This window comes from Mycolicibacterium neworleansense (assembly GCF_001245615.1).
GTDB lineage: Bacteria > Actinomycetota > Actinomycetes > Mycobacteriales > Mycobacteriaceae > Mycobacterium > Mycobacterium neworleansense.
Genome location: NZ_CWKH01000002.1, coordinates 784,466 through 806,051, shown reverse-complemented (window position 1 = coordinate 806,051; position 21,586 = coordinate 784,466). Strand labels below are relative to the sequence as shown.

The window sequence follows — 21,586 nt, the reverse complement described above, 5'->3', positions numbered from 1 at the left end:
CATTCCAGCATGACCTTCAGCGTCACCGGCGAATCACTCCCCGCCCACACCAACCCGTGGACACCGCGCGTTGCCACGCAACTCGCCGTACTCGCGGCGGCGGCGTTCGTCTACGTCACCGCCGAGATGCTGCCGGTCGGTGCGCTTCCGGCGATTGCCACCGACCTTGACGTCAGCGAGGGCCTGGTCGCCACGCTGATGGCCAGCTATGCCCTGGTCGCCGCGCTGACCACGGTCGCCCTGGTGCGGTTGACGGCGCGCTGGCCGCGACGCCGGACCCTGGTCGCGACACTGGTGTGCCTGACGGTGTCCCAGGTGATCTCGGCGCTGGCCCCGAACTTCGCGGTGCTGGCCGGCGGCCGGGTGCTGTGCGCGCTGGCCCACGGGCTGATGTGGTCGGTGATCGCGCCGATCGGTGCCCGCCTGGTTCCGGCCAGCCACGCCGGCCGGGCCACCGCCGCGGTCTATGTGGGCACGGGCCTGGCCCTGGTGGTGGGCAATCCACTCGCCGCGGCGCTCAGCGAGATGTGGGGCTGGCGGACCGCCGTGACGGTCATCGCCGGGGCCGCGGCCGTCGTGGCCGTTGCCGCGTGGGCCATGCTGCCGCCGCTCGCTCCGGGTACTGCCAAGGCTTCCGCGGCGCCACGCGCGCACCGGCGCAACGGCCGTCTGGTCACCCTGTCGGTGCTCACCCTGATCGGGGTCACCGGGCACTTCATCGCCTACACCTTCATCGTCGTCATCATCCGGGACGTGGTCGGGATCCACGGGCCGCACCTGGCCTGGCTGCTGGCCGCCTACGGCGTCGCCGGTCTGGCCGGGATGGCCGCCATGGCCCGGCCCCTGGACCTGTGGCCCAAGGCCTCGGTCCTGAGCTGTCTGGCCGTGCTGGCCGCCGCGCTGCTGGCCCTGTCGGTGCTGGCCGTCGCATCGTGGTCCGGAGTGGCCGCGGTGGTGCTCGGGGCGGTGGCGGTGGTGGTCTGGGGCGCGACGTCCACGGCCTTGCCGCCGATGTTGCAGGCGTCGGCGATGCGCACCGCTCCGGACGATCCCGACGGCGCCTCGGGTCGCTACGTCGCGGCCTTCCAGGTCGGCATCATGGGCGGCGCGCTGCTCGGCGGCGCGATCTACGACTACGGCGGTGCGGCACCGACCGTCAGCGCCGCCGCGGCCCTGATCATCGTGGCGATGGGCGGCGTTGCGTTGTCTCGCGGCGTATTCGCAGTTTCCTGCCCTGCCACCGAAAAGTAACGCGAGCACGCTCACAGTCGATAAACACCGCAGTTCAGCGCCGTCGTATCGGTCGCTGTCGGGGAATGACACGCTCTCGCGGCAGTAGCTGGTGGTTGCGTTGTGAGACACTGGAGCGAGTTGTGCTGTCTGGAGGTAACTCATGCCGAAATCGGCAAAGCATCGACTGATCACCGCATTCATGGCCGCCGGAGTGGTCGGTGCAATGGTGCTCAGCCCATCCGCCTACGCGGACCCCGAGGTGCCGCCGGCACCCGTCGACCCCGTCGTCCCGGGCCCCCCGCCGGGCGCGTACATCCCCCCGCTGCCGGCCGACCCGGCGGCTCCGGCCGCCGCCGATCCGGGCGCTCCGACGACACCCGCGCCGATCATCAACTACGGCTCCCCGACCGTCCCGTTCACCGAAGGCAACGCACCCGGGCAGAACTCCGAGCCCTTCACCGGCGAGGCGCCGTTCCTGCCGCCGTCGTTCAACCCGGTCAACGGGTCGATGGTGGGTGTGGCCAAGCCCATCTACATCAACTTCCAGCGGCCGATCGCCAACCGGCAGATGGCCCAGGACGCCATCCGGATCACCTCCAACCCGCCGGTGGCGGGCCGCTTCTACTGGGTCACCGACACCCAGCTGCGCTGGCGGCCGCAGGACTTCTGGCCGTCCAACACCGTGGTGAACATCGACGCGGCCGGCACCAAGTCCAGCTTCCGGGTGGGCGACTACCTGGTGGCCACGGTCGATGACAAGGCTCACCAGATGGAGATCATGCGCAACGGGAAGCTGGAGAAGACCTTCCCGGTGTCGATGGGCAAGCCCGACGGCAAGCATGAGACCAAGAACGGCACTTACTACGTGCTGGAGAAGTTCCCCGACATCGTCATGGATTCGTCCACCTACGGCGTTCCCGTGGACTCCAAGGAGGGCTACAAGCTCAAGGTGAAGGACGCCGTCCGCATCGACAACAGCGGCGTGTTCGTGCACAGCGCGCCGTGGTCGGTTGGCGACCAGGGCAAGCGCAACGTGAGTCACGGTTGCATCAACCTCAGCGCCGAGAACGCCAAGTGGTTCTACGACAACTTCGGCAGCGGCGACCCGGTGGTGATCAAGAACACCGGTGGTGGCTGGTACAACACGCCGGACGGTGCGTCCGACTGGCAGATGTTCTAAGACAACCTCGATACGACAAAACCCCTGCCCGAAGGCAGGGGTTTTGTCGTATCCGGGCTAGTTCCAGATGCGCACGCGCAGAGCCGGTTCCAGGTACAGCTCGTCGGTGTCGGCCACCTCGAACGCCTCGTAGAAGGAGTCGATGTTGCGGATGACGCCGTTGCAGCGGAATTCCGGCGGTGAGTGGGGATCCACCGCCAGGCGCCGGATCGCCTCGGCATCACGGGATTTGGTCCGCCACACCTGTGCCCAGCCGAAGTAGACGCGCTGAACGCCGGTGAGTCCGTCGATCACCGGCGCCTCCTGGCCCTTCAGCGACAGCTGATAGGCCAGCAGGGCGATGGACAGCCCGCCGAGGTCACCGATGTTCTCGCCGACAGTGAACGCGCCGTTCACGTGGTGGGAGCCGTCCAGCCCGCGAGGGGTGAACCTCTCGTACTGATCGATCAAAGCCTTTGTGCGGACTCCGAATTCGGCTCGGTCGGCGTCGGTCCACCAGTCGACCAGGTTGCCGTCGCCGTCGTACTTGGCGCCCTGGTCGTCGAAACCGTGGCCGATCTCGTGTCCGATCACCGCGCCGATACCGCCGTAGTTGGCCGCGTCGTCAGCCTCGGCGTCGAAGAACGGCGGCTGCAAAATGGCTGCGGGAAAGACGATTTCGTTCATCCCCGGGTTGTAGTAGGCATTGACCGTCTGCGGCGTCATGAACCACTCGTCTCGGTCCACGGGCCCGCCCAGCTTGGCCAGCTCGCGGTCGGAGTTCACGACGTGACCCCGGCGGTAGTTGCCGTACAGGTCGTCACGCTCGACCACCAGGGCCGAGTAGTCGCGCCAGCGGGCCGGATAGCCGATCTTGGGTGTGAACTTGTCGAGCTTCACCAGGGCCTTGGCCCGGGTCTCCGGGGTCATCCAGTCCAGCTCGTTGATGCTGACCCGGTAGGCCTCGCGCAGGTTGGCCACCAACTCGTCCATCCGGGCCTTGGCCTCCGGCGGGAAATGCCGCTCGACGTAGAGCTTGCCCAGGGCATCGCCCATCAGGCCCTCCACCAGCGAGACGCCCCGCTTCCAGCGGTCGCGGTTCTGCTCGGTGCCGCTCAGCGTGCGGCCGTAGAAGTCGAAGTTCTCGGCCACCAGGTCATCGGTCAGCAGCCCGGCCCGCGAATGGATGACACGCCAGCGGGTCCAGGCCTTCCAGTCCTCCAGGTCCTCGCTCGCCCACAGCGCGGCGAACGCCGAGATGTAGTCGGGCTGACGCAGCACCAGCTCGGATACCTTCTCGGGCGTGGTGCCGAGCGCGCCCAGCCAGCCGGTCCAGTCGAATCCCGGAGCGTCGCCGGACAGGTCGGCGAACCGGCGCAGGTTGTAGGTCAGGTCCGCGTCGCGGCGCTTGACCACGTCCCAGTGCGCAGCGGCCAGCTTGGATTCCAGCGCCACGATCCGCGCCGCCGTCTCCGCCTGGTCACCGCCGTACACGAGACCGAACATGCGGGCGATATGGCCGGGGTAGGCGGCCAGGATCTCGGCGTGCTGCTCGTCGCGGTAGTAGGACTCGTCGGGCAGACCGAGGCCGGACTGGCTCATGTGCAGCAGGTACCGCGTCGAGTCCTTGGAATCGGTGTCGACGTACACCCCGGCCCCGCCGGACACCCCGGTGCGCTCCAGGCCGCCCAGCACCGTGGCGAGCGCGTCACTGTCGGCAGCGCCGTCGATCAGGGCGAGCTCGGCCAGCAGCGGCGCCAGGCCGCGCGAGGCGATGCCCTCCTCGTCCATGAAGCTGGCGTACAGATCGCCGATGCGCTGCTCGTCGGAAGGCGACGTGGACCCGGAGGCTGCAGCCTTTTCACTGGCCTGAGTGATCAGATCGCGGATCTGCTCCTCGGCGCGGTCGTGCAGCAGCCGGAAGGCGCCGTCGGTGGCACGGTCGGCCGGAATCTCGTAGTCGGTCAACCAGCGGCCGTTGACATGGCCGAACAGGTCATCTTGTGGGCGGGCCTGCGGGTCGACATGGCTCAGGTCGATACCCGACTTGATCGCTTCTACCGTCACCCCGACATTCTTCCAGAAGGCCGCGGGTGCGCTGGGCGAGTTTCGCTGCCGGTACCCTCACGGCCATGCCCGAGGCGCCGAGCAAGGACAGCACAGCGGATCACCCCAATGGCGTTATCACCGGCTTCGGCTTCGCCTCGGCGGTCGCAGGCCTGATCGCCGTCGTCGCGGTGATCCTGGCCACCATGGTGTGGAACGGACACCGCAGCGAGACCGACGAGCGCGCCTATCAGACCCGGGTGCTGCGGACAGCCGCCGACTGGACCAATGTCCTGATCAACATCAACAAGGACACCGTCGAGACCGGTATGCAGAAGCTGCGCGAGGGCACCGTCGGTCAGCTCAACGCCGACTTCGACGCCGCCGTGGCGCCCTACCGCGACCTGGTGCAGCGGCTGCAGGCCCGCACCACCGGCCAGATCGACTCGGTGTCCATCGAATCGCTGTACCACCCGCCGCCGGGCCCGGACGGTCGCCCGCTGCCCGCACCCAAGACCGACCTGGCCGGGATGGTCTCGCGCACCGACACCGTGCTCGTGGTGGCCACCTCGGTCAGCGAGAACGCCGGCACCGACAAACCTCAGACCGTGCGCTGGACCCTGCGGCTGGACGTCTCCGACGTCGACGGCACCCTGATGGTCTCGCGATTGGAGCCGATCCGATGAGAAACCGGTTGCGCGTCCTGGCGTTCGACATCGCCGCCCCGCTGGCCGCGATCGCCGCTCTGCTCTACATCGGGTTGGCGTTGTCCTGGCCGCTGTGGTGGGTCTCATTGTGTTCGGTGCTGTGCCTGCTGATCGTGCAGGGCGTGATCGTCAACGTCGTGCTGGCCCGTCGCGACGGCGTGACGCTGGGCACCGACGACGATGCCCCGGGGCTGCGGCTCGCGGTGGCCGGCGTGGCCGCCGCCGCCGTGGTGGCCGCGGTGACGGTGGGTTACCTGCGCTGGACCGTGCCCGACCGCACCTTCAACAACGACCGTGACGAGGTGGTGCGCATCGCCAGCAGCGTCTCGGAGGCCACCGCCACGTTCAGCCCGCAGAGCCCGACGGCCTCGATCGACCGCGCCACCGCGATGATGTCGCCGCAGCAGGCCGAGCAGTTCAAGAACGAATTCGCCAATGTGGCAAAGGAATTGACCAGCAAGAACGTGTCGGCGACCGCCGCCACGATCTCGGCCGGGGTGGAGGCGCTGGGTCCGCAGGTGGCCAGTGTGGCCGTGGTGCTGCGCGGGACACAGAGCGCGCCGGGCAAGCCGACCGACAACGCGGTGATGGCACTGCGGGTCGCCCTGAGCAAGACCGACGGCCGCTGGCTCGTCGACAACGTCACCCCGCTGCACTCGCGCTAGGCGCGCTCAGCGCGTCAGGCGAGGGGGTAGGAGACCCGGACTATTTCGCGGAACGCTGCGCGGACAGCTTGGCGAACCGGTCCGAGAGCCGTTGCATGCGCAGCAGGAGCGAGGCCGGCGGGCTGGTGGTGCCTTCCAGATAGTCGGCGAACGACTCGTTGGATACGCCGACGCGCGAAGCGAACTCGGGTGCCTGCAGTTCGGAGCGGCGCAGCATGGCCTGGATCTGGCGGGCCACCTCGGCACGCTCGGTGGCCTCCAGGTGCTCACGCGTGCGTACCAGCACTTCCGAGAGCGCCTTCGAGACCCCGTAGGGGCGGGCGGTCTGCAGCACTTCCTCGACCTGCCGGGCGGTCCGGCCGTACGGGTCACGCTTGATGGCGGCGACGATGCGCTGCCAGACCGCCATGTCGTCGGTCTCCAACGCCGCACGGATCGCCGCGGTCGGCCAATACTCGACCGGCCGCTCGTCGAATGCGGGTTGACGCTGCGGCGGTGCGGCCTTCGCCGGACGTGACTGTCGCGGCGGTGCCGGCTGCTGCGAGCGCTGTACCGGTGTGCGTGGTGTCTGCGTGCTTTGCCCCTGTGTGCGCTGTGCCTTGGTGTCCTGCCCAGAAGCGCGATGCTCCTGTGTCCGTTGTACCTGGGTGGGCGCGTTCTGGGGGCGTTGTGCGGAACTGCGTTGCGCCGAAGTGCGCGGGGTCGTGGTTCGCGGGGTGGCCGCGCGCGGTGTGGTCGACGTCCGCTGGGTCGCAGCGGCGCGTGGGGTCGCGGTCCGCTGAGCCGAGGTGCGTTGCGCCTGGGGAACTTGGGTGCGCTGACTCGGGGGACGCCGGGTTGACGATTGGACCGGCTGAACCTCGTCGCGGCGCGCCATCCGCGCATCCCTCGGATCCCGGACGTCGGGGGCCAACGTCACTTCGCCTCCTCCAGCATTGCTACCGCAACCGACAGGCAGCGCTGCCTGACCTTCTCCCATTCGGCAGCCGCATCCGGGTCCGACATCACGAAATCGTGTTCATCGGACGGTTGCGGGTCGGCCAGCCGGCGCACCAGCTGCGTGGCCACCCACCTGCTCTTCGGGTTCTGCCCACAGTAATACCGGTCCATGCCCGACAACACCAGAGCTGCCGTCTCGGTTTCGACCGAATCGACGAGTTCAGCAAACTCCTCAAAGTCTTTGGTGCTGTTACGGCACATGATCAGATAACTTTTCAGCCGCAGCGTTTCGGCACCGGTCGGGATCTGCAGCCGATCACCGGTCGGCAGTTGCACATTCGTGGTCTCCACCGGGCCGAGTCGCTCCATCTGGGTGAGCTGCGCGTCGGCCTCGGTCTCCAGCGCGTCCACCGCGACCGAGAGCCTGCCCCGCCACATCGTCACCGGGTGCACGCCGGGGCACCGTTTCGGGCCACCGGGCCGTCGCGCCGCCAGCCGAGAGGACGGTTTGCTGCAACCGCTGAACGCCAACGGGTCGGTCACGATGATCGTTTGCGGGGCAAGGGTTTTCATCCGTGCGGCCGTGCGCACCATCATGCGGAGGTCTGATCCGCTCGGACCCAGCGCGGAGATGTCGTCGGGGATGATCACCAGATCGGTGACCTCGACCTTGGGCAACGGCTTCTCGAAATCGACTTCGGGCAGCAGGCGATCCAGCCAGTGCGGCAGCCACCAGTTCCATTCGTCGAACATGGCCATCAGGGCCGGCACCAGGATCAGCCGGACCACCGTCGCGTCGACCGCGATGGCCACCGCGCACGCCACACCGAGCTGCGCCACCAGCGGCATACCGGCAAAAGCGAAACCGATGAACACCGCGATCATGATCAGCGCGGCGCTGGTGATGGTGCGCGCGCTCGTGCTCACCCCGTAGGCAACCGCGTCCCGGGTGCTGTTGGTCTGCAGGAACCGTTCCCGAATCCGGGTGAGCAGAAAGATCTCGTAGTCCATCGACAGACCGAAGGTCATCGCCAGGACGAGCGGCGGCACGGTGCTGTCGAGCGAGCTGATCTTCTCGAAACCCAGCCCCTCGAACCAGCCCCACTGGAAGACGACCACCAGGCTGCCGTAAGCCGCGGCGACCGACAGCACGGTCATCAGCACGCCCTTGAGGGCCAGGAACACCGATCGGATCGACACCAGCAGCATCACGAAGGCGATCAAGGCGACGAACAGGAACACCAGCGGCTGGGTACTGGAGACCCGGTCGTCGAAGTCCTTGATCAGCGCGGTCGGACCACCCACGTCGACGCGTGCGTTCGAGCCCGCGGCCTGCGGCAGCTTGTCGCGCATCCAGTCGATCGACTCGCGGGCGGCCATGTCCTCGGGGTCCACCGCCAGCACGGCCGACAACAGCGCACTGGTGTTGTTGTCGGCGAACACCGGCGGCTGCACGGTCTGCACCTGGGGCGCGCGGGTCATCTCCTGGCGCACCGCGTCGAGCGTGGCGGTGCCCTTGGCACTGTCAGCGGCGCCGTCGGGGAACGTCACCAGCACCCGCACGGGGCCGAGCGCTCCGGGGCCCAGCGCGTCGGCGGCCGCGTTGACCCCGCCGCGGATCTCGTGGGTGGGCTCGAACTGGCGCTGCATGCTGTTGCCCAGCACCATGCCGAACGCCGGCGCGGCCAGGACCAACAACAGGATCGTCGCGCCCACGGCCGAGGCCCACGGACGGCGCATCACCGCACCTGTCCACCGGGTCCAGAACCGCGACTGACTCGCCTCGGCGCGCCGGGACCAGTGCAGGTACGACGAACGCTTGGCGGCGGCCTGGCCGAACGTTGCCAGCACGGCCGGGGTCAGGGTGGTGGAGGTGAGCACCGCGACCGCGACGGCCAGGATCGCGCCGGTGGCCATCGACACCAGCACCGGGGTGTTGATGATGTAGATGCCGGTGACCGAGGCGATGACGGTGAGTCCGGACAGGGCCACCGCCAGGCCGGAGGTGGCCATCGCGGCGTCGGCCGCGTCGGCCGGGTCACGGCCTGCGCGCAACTCCTCGCGGTAGCGCATCAGGATGAACAGCGAGTAGTCGATGGCCAGTGCGATGCCGAACATCGACACCGTCGACGTGACGAACACGCTCATCTGGGTGTACATCGACAGCAGATAGACCAGGCCCATGGTCACCACGACCGTGCAGATGCCGAGCACCAGCGGCAGCGCCGCGGCGGCCAGTGAGCCGAACACCGCAAGCAGCACGATCAGGACGATCGGCATGTTCCACTTCTCGGCCGCGGCGATGTCGTGCTTGGTGGCCTGGGTGGCGGCGGCACCGAGTGCGCCCTGCCCGATGACGTAGAACTTGACCTTGCCGTTCTCGCTCTCGCCCGGCTCCTCGCCGTGCACACCGACCTTCTGGCGCAGCTGCTTGGCCACATCCACCGCGCCGGTGTTGTTGAAGTCCAGTTGCAGCGTGATCACGTACGGCCGGTCCGGTTGCGGCGCCGGCTGTTGCGGATTCGGCACGATCTTGACGCTGGGCACCTCGCCGGCGATCTTCTCCAGCGTGGCCACCGCGGCGTTCATGTCCTGGAACGAGGCATCCGCGCGGGGCGAGGCGATCAGGGCAAGCGGGGACGCGCCCTGATCCGGGAAATGTTCCTCGAGCTGTCGCTGGACGTGGAGCGACTGTGAACCTTCGACGTCGAAACCGCCGCCGGTGAGATTGGACGACTGGTTGATCGCGAGGTAGATCGAGGGCACCAGAAGCAACAACCATGTCGCGAAAACCGCCCAGCGGAATCTGCGCAGATAGCTGCTCAAGCGCATCATGAACTGCTGGATGCGACTTCCCCGCTTTCTCCCCCCAACCTGGCTGGGCGTGTCCTGGCTCGTACCAGCGAGAGCGTACCTCCACCGGTGTAATGTGGCTCGCTCTCTTGCAGTTCTGAGATCACGCTGAGACATCTCACAGCTGACATCCGTAGCGTTGAGGCCACCGCTGCGCCGGCAGTGCTAACAGAACGGCCCTCTCCGGCGACATAGCTTCCGACGACCCCGGCTGACGTGTGCGCCGGGGCCCACGCTGAAGGAGTACTCCATGCAACCGACCAACGGTGGTTTGCGCCGCGGTCTGGCCGCCGCCCTCGCGGTGACCGGCGCAGGCGGTGCGATGGTGGCCGCGCTCATGGTTCCGTCCGCCACGGCTGCGACCGATCCGTGTGCCGCCAGCGAGGTCGCCCGCACCGCGGGCAGTGTGGCCACCAACATCGGCAACTACCTGGACACGCATCCGCAGACCAATCAGGCGCTGACCACGATCAGCCAGCAGCAGGGTGGTGCCCAGTCGATCGCCGCCCTCAAGACCTACTTCGATGCCAACCCGCAGGCGGCCAAGGACATCCAGCAGTTGCAGCAGCCGCTGGCCAGCCTGGGCAGCCGATGCAAGTTGCCGGTCACCCTGCCGCAACTCATGGGGCTGGCGCAGGCCACGCAGCAGGGCGGCGGAACCGCCACCGGTGGTTTGCCTGGCGGGCTGCCGTCGGCGCAGAACGTCGGGGTCCCCAGCGCCTCGGTGCCGGCTCAATCGTCACCGGCCTCGTCGGTGACATCGGGCTACGGTCCGCTTCCGGGCCCCGCAACGTCCTCGACGCGCTAGTCCGGCCGGCTCCGCGTCGCCGATGATGGGCCCGCTGAACTGCGGGTTCACCAGGCGACGGGCCGGTTTGCGCGCAAGGCAAGAAAGTCGTGACGGATTCTGCTTAGCTTTCCTTCAGCCGTTAACCGCTTGGGGTTACGGCCTTCCACATGCGAAGAAGGAGCTTGACCATGTTGCTCTCGGCCCGAAATGCGCGGCGCGTGGTAGCTGGCGTGGCCGGCGCCGGCGCGGTAGCCGGTGCGATGCTGTTCGGCGCCATCCCGTCGGCGCTGGCCGACCCGGCGAACAACCCCCCCAACTGCACCGCTGCCGATCTGGCCGGCGTGGCTTCGGGTGTGTCGGCATCGACCTCGGCGTACCTGTTCACCCATCCCGATGTGAACAATTTCTTCACCAGCCTGGAAGGCCTGCCGCGTGAGGAGGTCCGCACCAAGGTGCACGACTACCTCGAAGCGAACCCGCAGACGAAGGCCGAGCTGACCGGAATCCGCCAGCCGCTGGTAGACCTGAAGAACCGCTGCGGCGAAGCTCCGGCTCCCTCCATCCCGTAACCGAGTGCGGGTGGAAGCAACCCCCGCCAGCGGCGAAGGACTCGTGACGCCCGAGAGCGTGCACCGCACGGTGCTGATGGTCGACGACGACCCGGATGTGCGTACCTCCGTAGCCCGCGGACTGCGGCATTCGGGGTTCGACGTCCGGGTCGCGGCGTCCGGCAAAGAGGCGCTGCGCTTGTTGTCCAACGAGTCGCACGATGCGCTCGTTCTCGACGTCCAGATGCCCGAACTCGACGGTGTCGCCGTGGTCACCGCGCTGCGGGCATTGGGAAACGAGATCCCGATCTGCGTGCTCTCGGCCCGCGACACGGTCAACGACCGCATCGCGGGGCTGGAAGCCGGCGCGGACGATTACCTGACGAAACCGTTCGACCTCGGCGAGCTCGTGGCACGGCTCAACGCGCTGTTGCGCCGCGCCAGCCATGCCGAGCGTGCCTCGGACACCATGACCGTCGGGGCGTTGACCATCGACACCGCCCGCCGGCTGGTGTTCGTCGGCGGCGACCGCGTCGACCTGACCAAGCGGGAATTCGACCTGCTGGCCGTGTTGGCGGAGAACACCGGTGTGGTGTTGTCCCGGCAGCGGCTCCTCGAGCTGGTCTGGGGATACGACTTCGACGTCGACACCAACGTGGCCGACGTCTTCATCTCGTATCTGCGGCGCAAGCTCGAGCGGCCGGACGTCCCCCGCGTCATCCACACCGTTCGCGGGATCGGTTACGTGCTGCGGGAAGAGCCGTGAGGAACTACCGGTAGGTGCGGATCTTCGGCATCTTCCGTTCCGCGTCATTGCGCACCAGGGTCGCAGTGGCCTCGGCGTTGGCGGCAGCGGCGGTCGTCGCCGTGTTCACGATCCTGACCTCGGTGGTGCTGGCGAACAACGACTCCGCGCAGCTGGACCGCAGGCTCGATGCGATCGTCGACGCGAGCATCAGCCCCGAACATCTGCAGGACCCGACCCGAGGGGTGCTGACCACCGGCCGGTCGCGGTCGACGGGGCAGGTGGTGTTCCAGCGCGGCTTCCAGTTGCCTGCGCTGCCGCCGGGCACCGAGACCGTACAGGTCAACGGAGTCGACTACCGGGTGCGCACCGTCCACGTGGACCAGCACGGCGGGGTGCTGATGTCCATCGGCATCCGGGCCGACAGTATCTTGCTGAATCCCAACCGAATTCCGCTGTACGTCGGATTCGGTGTGGTCACGGTGCTGGTGGCCGGGGGATTGGGCTGGCTGCTGGCCGGGCCGGCGATCCGGCCGTTGCGCAAGCTCACCGAGCACACCTCGAAACTGGACAGCGGCACCGACACGATGCCGAAGGTGCGCGGCGTGCGGGAGGCCGAGGATCTGTCGGAGGCCATGGCCGGGATGCTCACCCGGCTGGCAGCCGCGCAGCGGGCCACCACCAATTCGCTTCAGGCCGCACAGGATTTTGCCGCCAATGCCGCGCACGAACTGCGTACCCCGCTCACCGCGATGCGCGCCGATCTGGACACCCTGCGAATCCACAACCTGCCCGAGTCCGAACGTGACGAAGTGGTGGCCGACCTGTCCCGTGCACAGCGCCGCGTCGAGGCGATCATCACCGCGCTCGGCCAGCTCGCGTCGGGCCAGCTCGCCCAGGCCGAGGACCGTGAACTGATCGACATCACCGATCTCCTCGACCGGGTGGCCAGGGAGAACTCCCGCCCCGGCGGTACTGTCCGGATCGAGGTACAGGTGGCCGATGACATCGGCCTGGTGCTGGGGTGGCCCGGTGGGCTGCGCATCGCGGTGGACAACCTGGTGCGCAACGCGATCGTCCACGGCGAGGCCGGCCGGATCGTGCTGACCGCTCACCGCAGCGGCAACCACCTGATCATCACCGTCGACGACAACGGGCGCGGGTTACCGGTCGAGGAGCACCAGACCGTTCTGGGCCGGTTCCGCCGGGGTAGTACCGCGATGGCGGGCGGCTCCGGGCTGGGGCTGGCTTTGGTGGCGCAGCAGGCTCAGTTGCACGGCGGCGAGATCACCTTGTCCGACGGGCCGCTGGGCGGTCTGCGTGCCATCCTGACGGTGTCCATCTCACCGAGCGGGGATGCGGCTCAGGCGGATTGACGGCGGCGCACGGCGGCCAGCGCCCCGCGCCAGCCCAACAGCAGCACCGCGGTCACCAGGGAGGCGACCACGATGAAGCTGACCGCCACACCGGCCGAGGTCAGCTTGCGCAGCACCATGCCCACCACCACGGTGCTGACCCACACCACGACCCCGGTGGGCGCCAACGACGTCGGGCGCTGCCAGCCGCGGGAGAGCGCCCAGCCCACCACGGTGCCGGTCAGAAACGGCCAGGCCGTCTCGGCCACCCCGGCCACCGTGATGCCCTCGGCATGGCTGCGCCGTCCGATCGTGCAGAACACCACCACGCAGATCAGGTCGGTCACGAACGCCGCGCCGCTAGCTCGTCGCATAGGTCATCACATCCAATACCAGTGGGCTGACGTCGGTTTGGTCGCGCTCGGCGAAGCCCGGTTGCCGTGCGGCCGGCTTGCCGTCGAACAGTGCGTCGGCGGCGGCCAGCGAAGTGAGCCGGGAATCGAGCCGGAACGATTTGAAGGTAAATGGTAAACCATTGGACGCCAACGGATCCGGGCCGTCCATCACGTGGAAGTGCAGGTGTGGCGCATCTGAGTTGCCGGAATTGCCCAAGCCGCCGATGACCTGACCCGCGCTGAGTTTGTCACCGGGCTTGACCTTGAGGCTGTTCGGCTGCAGGTGCGCGTAGAAGGCGAAGTTGCCGTCGCCGATGTCCTGAACGATGTGGTTGCCGCCGTACTGCTGCAGGGTGAGGCCGCTCGGTGTGACCCCGGGGACCTGCTCGGTGAGTCCGTCGAGCACCGCCACCACCGGTCCGTCGGCCACCGCGTGGATCTCGGCGCCGAAATACGGGTAGCTCGACACCTGGGCCCGGTTGCCGGTGAACAGCCGCCCGTCGGCGCCGAGCTGCACATAGTCGATCGCGAATCGTTCTGCCGCCCAAACCTTTCCGTTGATCGGGTTGAGCGCCATGCGGTGCGGGGTCATATCGCAGCAGCTGTTGGCGTCCACCCAGTTGTCGCCGGTCAGTGGCGGGGCGATGGACACCGGTTTGCGGGTCTGCACCGAGACCGGGGCCACCGACTCGGTCAGTGTCGGCGGGACGAGTGGCGGCATCGGCTTGGCCACGGTGATCGCGAGTTCGTGGGTGAGTTGGGTGGGCACCTGCGCCGGATCGTCGGCGACCACATCCAGCCACACGTAGGCGCTTTGGCCGGGGCCCAGCACATTGGTCCCTACGGCGGAATTGCCCACGGCCCTGGTCCAGTACTTGAGGCTGTCCCCGGTCAGGGTGAGCAGCTTGCGATCACCGGTCGCGGCGCTCAGCGAGTTGAGGGTGACGTTGGCGGGCGAGGTGTTGGTCAGCATCAGTTCGTAGGCCAGATGTGTGCGGCCATCGGTGGCCGCGACCGGGACCGGTTCGGCCAGAACCGATCCCACCACCGGCGTGACCGCCGGAGGCGGGGTGGTGGTTGTGGGGGATTCGGACTCCGGAGCCTGCGCCGAGGAGCATCCGGCCAAGGTCAGGGCGAGCACCGCGATCGGATACCGCATGCGCATGGACGTCTCCTAGTGCTCGGGGTCGGGGTTCGGGTTGGCCCGCGGCTCATCTGCCGGCTCACCGGCGTCGGGGTCGATGTCCTTCTCGGTACGGAACATGAAGAAGAACACCACCCAACCGATCGTGGAGATGAAGATCCAGCTCACCAGCCGGTAGATGAGCATCGCCGAGATGGCCGAGGCCAGCGTCATCCCGGACGAGACCAGGCCGGGCACCAGCACGGCCTCCACCACCAGCAGACCGCCGGGCATCAGCGGGATGGACCCCACCGCGCGGGCCGCGGCGTAGGCAACGGTCACCCCGGCCAGCGAGGGGTGACCTCCCGCGGCATAGCAGGCGAACGCCAGGCAGGCGACGTCGGCGACCCAGTTGAACATCGACCAGCCGAATGCCACCGAGAGTTCCCGACGGCCCAGGCTGACCGACTCCAGTTGCTGCAGGATCTCGCGCCACTTGGCCAGCCCGGTGTCCGAGGGCTTGCCGCGCAACGAGTTGACCCAGGACAGCACCTTGGCGCCGATCCCGTCGATCAGTTCGGGTCTGGTGGCCACGGCCTGGGCCAGCAGGATGATCGCCAGGAACGCGCCGAGAGAGAAGATCAGCGACAGCGGGTTCTTGCTGGCGCCGAGCATGAGCGCCCCACCGAGGCCGAGCAGTGCCAGGCCCACGATCTGCAGCACGCCCGACATCACCAGCTGCCACGACGCCACCAGCGGGGAGGCGCCCCAGATGCGTTGTTGGCGGTAGACGAACGTCGCCGAGAGCACCGGCCCGCCGGGCATGGTGGTCGACAGTGCGTTGCCGGCGTAGAACGCGGCTTCGGAACGCCACTGCCGCACGGGCACTCCGGCCGAGCGCAGCAAGGTCCGCTGGATCTGCGCGAAACTGTGCATCGAGGCCATCGCGGCGCCCACCGCCGCCAGCACCCACCATCCGTTGGCGCTCAGCAGGCTGCGCCACGCCTTCGCCAGCTGGTCCCAGACCAGGGTCACCTCGACGGCGAGCACGACGACCGCGAGGGCGATGATCACCCACCGCACCCACCAGTACTTGCCGCGCGTGGAGCCGGCCCGCTCCCGGGCCGTATCGGCCGGCGCGTCCTGTGACACGCCCTACAGGGTAACCGCGCAGGTAGTGACGACATCGCCGGTTACGGCGGCGCGCCGCATTAGGCTACCGACATGTCACCGGATCCTGTTGCTGATGAGGCCGTCACGCCGTTCGTCCGCAAGGTCGCTGCCTGGTCATGGCGCCTGCTGGTCATCCTGGGCGCCGTCGTGGCATTGCTATGGCTGATCAAACACCTTGAGGTCATCGTGGTGCCGGTGGCGCTGGCCACCATGGTGGCGGCGTTGCTGCTGCCCGCCGTCGACTTCATGGACCGCCGCGGCGCGCCGCGCGGCGCCGCCGTGGCGCTGGTGTTGCTCGCCAGTTTCGCGGTGGTGGGCGGCATCCTGAGCTTCGTCATCTCCCAATTCATCGAGGGTGCACCGCAACTGGTGGAACAGGTGACCCGAAGCATCGACGGGCTGCGCAACTGGCTGATCAACGGTCCGCTGCAACTGAGCAAGGAGCAGATCGACCAGGCCGGCAACACCGCGATCGATGCGCTGCAGCGCAACCAGGAGAAGCTCACCACCGGTGCGTTGTCCACCGCGGGCACCCTCACCGAACTGCTCACCGGCGCGCTGCTGGTGCTGTTCACGCTGATCTTCCTGCTGCAGGGCGGGCGCAACATCTTCGCGTTCGTCACCAAGGTGTTTCCGACCCATGTGCGCGAACGGGTCCGTGACGCCGGCCGGGCCGGCTTCCACTCGCTGGGCGGTTACATGCGGGCGACGTTCCTGGTGGCCCTGGTCGATGCGGTGGGCATCGGTACCGGCCTGGCGATCATGGGTATCCCGCTGGCCCTGCCGCTGGCCTCGCTGGTGTTCATGGGCGCCTTCGTCCCGCTGGTCGGTGCGGTCGTCGCCGGATTCGTGGCGGTGGTGGTGGCACTGCTGGCCAAGGGCTTCGTCTACGCCCTGATCACGCTCGGCCTGATCATCGCGGTGCAGCAGCTGGAGGGCCATGTGCTGCAACCACTGGTGATGGGCCGTGCGGTGTCGATCCACCCGCTGGCGGTGGTGTTGGCAATCGCCGGCGGTGGCGTGCTGGCCGGCATCGTCGGGGCCCTGCTCGCGGTGCCCACGGTGGCGTTCATCAACAGCTCGACACGGGTGCTGCTAGCGGAGAATCCCGAGGCCGAGGAGGCCGAACTGTCGGAGTCGGAGGGCGTCGTCGTCGAGGAATAACGTCGAACGTCGGCTTGTGGTCGAGATTTCAGCGAATCTTCGAGCACAAGCCAACGTTCGATCAGCGAGCTCTTACAGCCGGCCCTCGCGGCGCAGCAGATCCTGTGCGCTCATCCCGCCGCCACGACGCGGAGGCTCGTCCTGGGGCTTGAACTTCTGGGTCGACGGGTCCTGCTCACGCTGGCGCGGATTCGGACCCGGCCCCGGCCCCTGGCCGGGACGCTGCGCGTTGAACGCTGTCGTCGGCGCACTCCCACCGCCGGCGGGAGGACGTGGCTGTGGCTGCGGCTGCGGCAGACGGGCGCGGTGCAGGTGCCGGGCCGGGAGGCGGCGCGCCATTGGCCGGACCGCCCTTGGCCGGGCCGCCACGCAGCGCACCCAACCACGATTCGATCTCGCGGTCTTCACGCTTGGGGGGAGCGGCCGGACCTCCGGTGGGACGTGCGGTCGGCTGCGGTGTGCGCTCGTTGTTCGCGTTGGTGTTGCCGGTCGCGGTGTTCACCGTGTTGACCGCCGTGTTCACCGCGTTGCGCACGGCGTTGCGGGCCATCGCGAACCGCGTGGTGGCCGGTTCCTGGTTGGGCTGCTGCTGCCGGGGCTGCGCCTGCGGCGGCTGCGCCTGAGGAGGCGTGATCCGTGCCGTGCCCAACGCCGAGGGGGCATTGGTCCGCGGCATCTGCGGACGCATCGGCTCGGCAGCCGGGTGGGTCGGATCGTGCGGCCGCGGTGCGGGCAGGGCGCCGACACCGGCCAGGGCGCGCGGGTCCTCAGCGGACTCCGGGCCCATCGGGCGCTTGCGCTCGTCGGGCAGTTCGGTCTCGCCCAGGCCCATCTTCTGCTGCACGCGCTTCATCCAGTGCGGAGCCCACCAGCAATCGTCGCCGAGGAGCTTCATGATGGCCGGCACCAGGAACATACGGATGACGGTGGCGTCCAGCAGCAGGGCGATGAGCAGGCCGAACGCCAGGTACTTCATCATCACCAGATCGGAGAACGCGAACGCGCCGGCCACCACGGCCAGGACCAGGGCCGCGCCGGTGATGAGGCGGCCGGTGGTCGCGGTACCGATACGGATGGCTTCTGCGGTCGACATGCCCCGTTCGCGGGCCTCCACCATGCGGGAGACCAGGAACACCTCGTAGTCGGTGGACAGACCCCAGATGACCGCGATGATCAGACCGATCATCGGTGCCATGAGTGGCTGTGGTGTGTAGTTCATCAGGCCTGACCCGTGACCGTCGACGAACATCCAGGTCAGGATGCCCATCGTCGAGCCGAGTGTCAGGGCGCTCATCAACGCCGCCTTGACCGGCAGCACGATCGAACCGAAGGCCAGGAACATCAGCACCGTGGTGGTGATGACCAGGATCGTCACCATCAGCGGCAGCCGGGAGAACAGGCTGTGGATCGAGTCCTGTTCCAGCGCCGGGGTGCCGCCGACGAACACGTCGATGCCGTGTGGTGGTTGCAGGGCCCGCAGGTCGGCGATGTTCTGTGCCGCGTCGCCGCGGTTGACCAGGCCGTTCTGGATCACCCGGACCGATTTGTCCTTCGATCCGCTGTCGGTGGCCGGGCGTTCCTTCCACATGGCGTCCGGATTGTTGTCCGGATCGGTGAAGCCCTTGACGGTCATCGCCTTGGCGCGCATGTCGGCGATCTGGGCGTCGGTGATCGGCTCACCGTCTTCACGCTTCATCACCAGGGTGATCTGCTCGGTTCGGAAACCGGGGAATAGCTTGTCGAACTGCTCCTGGGACTGGCGCACGGCGTTGTCCGGCGGCAGGTACTTCTCGCTGATACCCGCGAGTGTGAGCGAGCCGATCGGGAGGACCAGCAGCGTCATGACGACCAGGATCGGCGTGGCGAAGGCGATGGGCCGCTTCATCACGATGTTGACCAGACGGCCCCAGAAGCCTTGCTCGACCTCTTCACGGGTCTTGGTCTTCTGGGTCTTCTCGGCGAACCAGTCGATGATCCGGCGGGAGAACGGCCAGTTGGCCAGGAACGGCACCTTCAGCAGCGTGGTCACGCCGAGCGCGTCGACGCGGGGTCCCAGGATGGCCAGGACGGCGGGAAGCACGGTGATCGACAGGAACGCCGCCAGCATGACCGAGGCGATGATCGCGTAGGTGATCGATTTCAGGAACCCGAGCGGGATGAGCAGCAGCGGCAACGACGAGGCGACGATGATCACGGCGGAGAAGGCCACGGTCCGGCCCGAGGTCATCACCGATCTTCGTACCGCGGCCTCGGTGTCATAGCCCTCGGCGAGTTCTTCTCGGAACCGGCTCACTATGAACAGGCCGTAGTCGATGGCGATACCGAAGCCCATCATCGTCACGACAGGTTGGGCGAAGAAGTGCACGGGCCCGAACTCGGCGGTGAACCGCAGGATGCCCAGCGCGCCGCCGATGGTCAGGCCACCGATGATCGCGGGCAGGGCGGCGGCGACCGCACCGCCGAACACGAAGAACAGCACCACGGCCACGAGCGGCACGATCGCGAGCTCGGCGCGCTTCTGGTCGGTGCCGATGGTGCCGGTGAGCTCACTGGCCAGCGGGTTCAGGCCGGCCAGCTTGATGTCGCCGCCGTTGACCTGTTGCAGAGCGTCCTCGACGGCCTGGTAGTTCTTGAGGATCGCGTCGTCGTCATCGCCCTTGAGGGGCACGCTGATGAAGGTGTGCCGCAGATCCTGCGTCTTCATCTGGCTGACGGTCGGGTCAGTGGTGTCGGGGGCCTTGAGCCAGCCGACCCACCCGACGACCTGGTCCGGGTGATCCTTGACCACCTGGTCGAGCTCGCCGGTGACCTCCTTCTGCCACGCCTTGTCGGTGACCTTCTTGTCATCCGGCGGCGTCAGGATGGCCACGACGTGGCTGGTTCGGTCACGGCCGTAGACCTCGTCGCCCAACAGCGAGGCCTGCACCGACTGGCTGCCCTCGTCGTAGAAACCACTCTGCGTGACGTGCTGTCCGAGACTTGCGCCGTAGACGCCGCCACCTAGGCACAGCGCCACCATGACACCGATGACGATGTACCTGAACTGGTACACCGTTCGACCCCACCAGGCGAACACTTAGGCTCCTAACGCTTTGATACTTCGCTCTAAAACTTGTGGTGACCCGCGCTTAGACTGAGTCTTCAGTTGTTACACACGTGCGGTCAGCAGCGATGACAGCGGCCGGAACGGCTGCAGCCATGCTCCCTGCTCGGGCAGCGAGTCCAGTCCGATCCGTGGCAGCGGTTCCCGGAAAACACCGGGAATGTCCTCCAGATCGACAAACTCCAAGGTATCCGACGCTAACGCCCAGCTCGCATGTTCGCGAAATCCAAGCACCTGCACTGGGGTGCCCTCACGGGCGATTTCTTCCAGCGGTTGCCGGAACGCCTGCCCGTCTGCAGACGCCACCAGAACTGCCGCCAGCCCTTCGCTGCGACGCAGTGCGATGTGCTCGAGCATGTCGCTGTCGACATCGCTGTCCTCGTCGACCTTCGGCTTGGCGAAGACGGCGAAACCCACGTTACGCAACGCTTCCACCCATGGACGCACCACATCCGCGCTACCAGGGGCGATGTTGGTGAAGACGGTGGCTTCCGGCTCCAGCGAGACGTCGGCGTCGTCGCCGGCCTCAGCGACCAGATCCGACGTGTACGCCAGCAGCCAGCGGCCCAGCGCGTCGAACCGTGGACGGTGCGCGGCGGTCGGGCGTCCGCCCAGGATCGCGCCCAGTCCCATGTCCAGATTGGGGGCGTCCCACACGAGCAACACGCGGCGGGCAGGCGTCCCGACCGGCGTTTCGGCCACTGCGCCGGAACCGGCGCTGACCTGCGTGGTCTCGTCCTGCATGTCCTCGGTCACACTCATGGCCGTTTCTCCCAGACCAGCTCGGTGACGTCGGGTCCGGCCAGCGCCTTGCGCTCGTATTTGGTGACCGGTCGCTCGACCGAGATCGGCAACTGCGCACCCGGCTCGACCCGGCGCAACAGCGGCTCGGCGTCACCGACCTCGGCGATGTGCTCGGCATACCCGGCGTGGTCGGTGGCCGCGTGCAGGATTCCGCCGGGCCGCAGGCGGTCGGCGATCAGGGCGACCGTGGCCGGCTGCAGCAGGCGACGCTTGTGGTGGCGGGCCTTGGGCCAGGGATCCGGGAAGAACACCCGCACGCCGGTCAGGGTCTCGTGGCCGAACATGTGCTCCAGCACGTCGACGCCGTCGCCGCGGACCATGCGGATGTTGGTGACCGGCGATCCGGTCTCGGCAGTGCGGTCGATGGCGCTGAGCAGTTGGGCCAGCCCCTTGCGGTAGACCTCCACGGCGATCACGTCGAGATCGGGTTCGGCCTGGGCCATGGCAAGCGTGGAGGTGCCGGTTCCCGAGCCGATCTCCAGGATCAGCGGGGCCGAGCGGCCGAACCACGCCGCGGTGTCGAGGCCGACGACGGGATTGGAGTCCTCGTCACGGGCCTGCATGCCCAGCTCGGGCCACAGCCGGTCCCAGGTTTGTTGCTGGGCCGGTGACAGCGTGGACCGCCGGGTGCGAAAGCTGGTCACCCGGGGAAACCGGTGCGGCTGGGCGGGCGGCACGTCGGCCACTTCATCTGCCGGCGCCGGCCCACCGAGATCGGACCTGGACGGGTGCATCCGTCCATGGTCTCTTATCTCCGGCGTTGTGCCCGCATCGTGGTACAGAT

16 protein-coding genes and 2 pseudogenes are annotated in these 21,586 nt (G+C 67.9%); 9 read left to right on the top strand and 9 right to left on the bottom strand.

Translation table 11 applies throughout. From position 1 onward, the window contains the following. Positions 1 to 9 precede the first annotated feature (9 nt). A complete protein-coding gene (locus tag BN2156_RS19480) occupies positions 10 to 1,251 on the top strand; it encodes an MFS transporter (protein WP_090516608.1) in 1,242 nt (413 codons plus the stop codon). Between the two features lie 142 nt (positions 1,252 to 1,393). Then, positions 1,394 to 2,413: a L,D-transpeptidase gene (locus BN2156_RS19475; RefSeq protein WP_090516607.1), complete on the top strand. Its 1,020-nt coding sequence runs from the start codon at positions 1,394 to 1,396 to the stop codon at positions 2,411 to 2,413. A gap of 57 nt (positions 2,414 to 2,470) precedes the next feature. On the opposite strand, the gene BN2156_RS19470 is transcribed toward BN2156_RS19475, so the two are convergent. Next, on the bottom strand, positions 2,471 to 4,459 hold the full coding sequence (locus BN2156_RS19470; RefSeq protein WP_090516606.1) for a M13 family metallopeptidase: 1,989 nt from the start codon (positions 4,457 to 4,459) through the stop codon (positions 2,471 to 2,473). A gap of 65 nt (positions 4,460 to 4,524) precedes the next feature. On the opposite strand from BN2156_RS19470, the gene BN2156_RS19465 reads away from it, so the two are divergent. Next, positions 4,525 to 5,124, top strand: a complete 600-nt coding sequence (locus BN2156_RS19465; protein ID WP_090517503.1) for a hypothetical protein — start codon at positions 4,525 to 4,527, stop codon at positions 5,122 to 5,124. Next, positions 5,121 to 5,810, top strand: coding sequence for a hypothetical protein (locus tag BN2156_RS19460; RefSeq protein WP_090516605.1), 690 nt, complete (start codon positions 5,121 to 5,123; stop codon positions 5,808 to 5,810). Before BN2156_RS19465 ends, BN2156_RS19460 begins: the two co-directional genes overlap by 4 nt. A 40-nt stretch (positions 5,811 to 5,850) precedes the next feature. On the opposite strand, the pseudogene BN2156_RS19455 reads toward BN2156_RS19460, so the two are convergent. Continuing rightward, positions 5,851 to 6,309 (bottom strand): annotated as a pseudogene (locus BN2156_RS19455) (XRE family transcriptional regulator); the annotation flags it as partial. Between the two features lie 416 nt (positions 6,310 to 6,725). Continuing rightward, entirely contained in the window at positions 6,726 to 9,584 is a 2,859-nt protein-coding gene (locus tag BN2156_RS19450) for an MMPL family transporter (RefSeq protein WP_090516604.1), read from the bottom strand. A 268-nt stretch (positions 9,585 to 9,852) separates the two neighbouring features. On the opposite strand from BN2156_RS19450, the gene BN2156_RS19445 reads away from it, so the two are divergent. The 4 genes from BN2156_RS19445 to BN2156_RS19430 all read left to right on the top strand — a co-directional run bounded on the left by BN2156_RS19445 (position 9,853) and on the right by BN2156_RS19430 (position 13,061). Further along, the gene (locus tag BN2156_RS19445; protein ID WP_090516603.1) at positions 9,853 to 10,410 is read left to right on the top strand and encodes a hemophore; all 558 of its coding nucleotides are present in this window, start codon (positions 9,853 to 9,855) and stop codon (positions 10,408 to 10,410) included. Between the two features lie 170 nt (positions 10,411 to 10,580). Then, complete coding sequence (locus tag BN2156_RS19440; protein WP_162490892.1) at positions 10,581 to 10,961, top strand: heme-binding protein; 381 nt, start codon at positions 10,581 to 10,583, stop codon at positions 10,959 to 10,961. 76 nt (positions 10,962 to 11,037) lie between these two features. After that, positions 11,038 to 11,706 carry a response regulator transcription factor gene (locus tag BN2156_RS19435; RefSeq protein WP_162490934.1) on the top strand — a complete coding sequence of 223 codons (669 nt, stop codon included), beginning with the start codon at positions 11,038 to 11,040 and terminating at the stop codon, positions 11,704 to 11,706. Positions 11,707 to 11,720: 14 nt separating this feature from the next. Next, positions 11,721 to 13,061, top strand: coding sequence for a sensor histidine kinase (locus BN2156_RS19430; RefSeq protein ID WP_090516601.1), 1,341 nt, complete (start codon positions 11,721 to 11,723; stop codon positions 13,059 to 13,061). On the opposite strand, the gene BN2156_RS19425 is transcribed toward BN2156_RS19430, so the two are convergent. From BN2156_RS19425 to BN2156_RS19415, 3 genes are read right to left on the bottom strand one after another with little or no spacing between them, the layout of a single operon-like run. Then, on the bottom strand, positions 13,049 to 13,414 hold the full coding sequence (locus BN2156_RS19425; RefSeq protein ID WP_090516600.1) for a DUF3054 domain-containing protein: 366 nt from the start codon (positions 13,412 to 13,414) through the stop codon (positions 13,049 to 13,051). The two genes, BN2156_RS19430 and BN2156_RS19425, sit on opposite strands and share 13 nt — an antisense overlap. Beyond that, positions 13,401 to 14,594, bottom strand: a complete 1,194-nt coding sequence (locus BN2156_RS19420) for a M23 family metallopeptidase (protein WP_407661744.1) — start codon at positions 14,592 to 14,594, stop codon at positions 13,401 to 13,403. Before BN2156_RS19420 ends, BN2156_RS19425 begins: the two co-directional genes overlap by 14 nt. 15 nt (positions 14,595 to 14,609) lie before the next feature. Beyond that, a complete protein-coding gene (locus BN2156_RS19415) occupies positions 14,610 to 15,710 on the bottom strand; it encodes a lysylphosphatidylglycerol synthase transmembrane domain-containing protein (RefSeq protein WP_090516598.1) in 1,101 nt (366 codons plus the stop codon). 72 nt (positions 15,711 to 15,782) lie between these two features. Here BN2156_RS19415 and BN2156_RS19410 point away from each other — a divergent pair, with 72 nt between their 5' ends. Further along, complete coding sequence (locus tag BN2156_RS19410) at positions 15,783 to 16,895, top strand: AI-2E family transporter (RefSeq protein WP_090516597.1); 1,113 nt, start codon at positions 15,783 to 15,785, stop codon at positions 16,893 to 16,895. Between the two features lie 72 nt (positions 16,896 to 16,967). On the opposite strand, the pseudogene BN2156_RS19405 reads toward BN2156_RS19410, so the two are convergent. The 3 genes and pseudogenes from BN2156_RS19405 to trmB form a co-directional block, all read right to left on the bottom strand. Then, positions 16,968 to 19,971, bottom strand: a pseudogene (locus tag BN2156_RS19405) (MMPL family transporter). Positions 19,972 to 20,043: 72 nt separating this feature from the next. Further along, positions 20,044 to 20,760, bottom strand: coding sequence for an NYN domain-containing protein (locus BN2156_RS19400; protein ID WP_090516596.1), 717 nt, complete (start codon positions 20,758 to 20,760; stop codon positions 20,044 to 20,046). Next, entirely contained in the window at positions 20,757 to 21,554 is a 798-nt protein-coding gene (gene trmB / locus BN2156_RS19395) for a tRNA (guanosine(46)-N7)-methyltransferase TrmB (RefSeq protein ID WP_162490933.1), read from the bottom strand. The genes BN2156_RS19400 and trmB overlap by 4 nt, the downstream gene beginning before the upstream one ends. Positions 21,555 to 21,586: the final 32 nt, after the last annotated feature.

Bases quoted from the DNA above. Each gene is read 5' to 3' on its own strand.
- BN2156_RS19480 (WP_090516608.1), top strand. From the start codon at position 10: ATGACCTTCAGCGTCACCGGCGAATCACTCCCCGCCCACACCAACCCG.
- BN2156_RS19475 (WP_090516607.1), top strand. From the start codon at position 1,394: ATGCCGAAATCGGCAAAGCATCGACTGATCACCGCATTCATGGCCGCC.
- BN2156_RS19465 (WP_090517503.1), top strand. From the start codon at position 4,525: ATGCCCGAGGCGCCGAGCAAGGACAGCACAGCGGATCACCCCAATGGC.
- BN2156_RS19460 (WP_090516605.1), top strand. From the start codon at position 5,121: ATGAGAAACCGGTTGCGCGTCCTGGCGTTCGACATCGCCGCCCCGCTG.
- BN2156_RS19450 (WP_090516604.1), bottom strand. From the start codon at position 9,584: ATGATGCGCTTGAGCAGCTATCTGCGCAGATTCCGCTGGGCGGTTTTC.
- BN2156_RS19445 (WP_090516603.1), top strand. From the start codon at position 9,853: ATGCAACCGACCAACGGTGGTTTGCGCCGCGGTCTGGCCGCCGCCCTC.
- BN2156_RS19440 (WP_162490892.1), top strand. From the start codon at position 10,581: ATGTTGCTCTCGGCCCGAAATGCGCGGCGCGTGGTAGCTGGCGTGGCC.
- BN2156_RS19435 (WP_162490934.1), top strand. From the start codon at position 11,038: ATGGTCGACGACGACCCGGATGTGCGTACCTCCGTAGCCCGCGGACTG.
- BN2156_RS19425 (WP_090516600.1), bottom strand. From the start codon at position 13,414: ATGCGACGAGCTAGCGGCGCGGCGTTCGTGACCGACCTGATCTGCGTG.
- BN2156_RS19420 (WP_407661744.1), bottom strand. From the start codon at position 14,594: ATGCGGTATCCGATCGCGGTGCTCGCCCTGACCTTGGCCGGATGCTCC.
- BN2156_RS19410 (WP_090516597.1), top strand. From the start codon at position 15,783: ATGTCACCGGATCCTGTTGCTGATGAGGCCGTCACGCCGTTCGTCCGC.
- BN2156_RS19400 (WP_090516596.1), bottom strand. From the start codon at position 20,760: ATGAGTGTGACCGAGGACATGCAGGACGAGACCACGCAGGTCAGCGCC.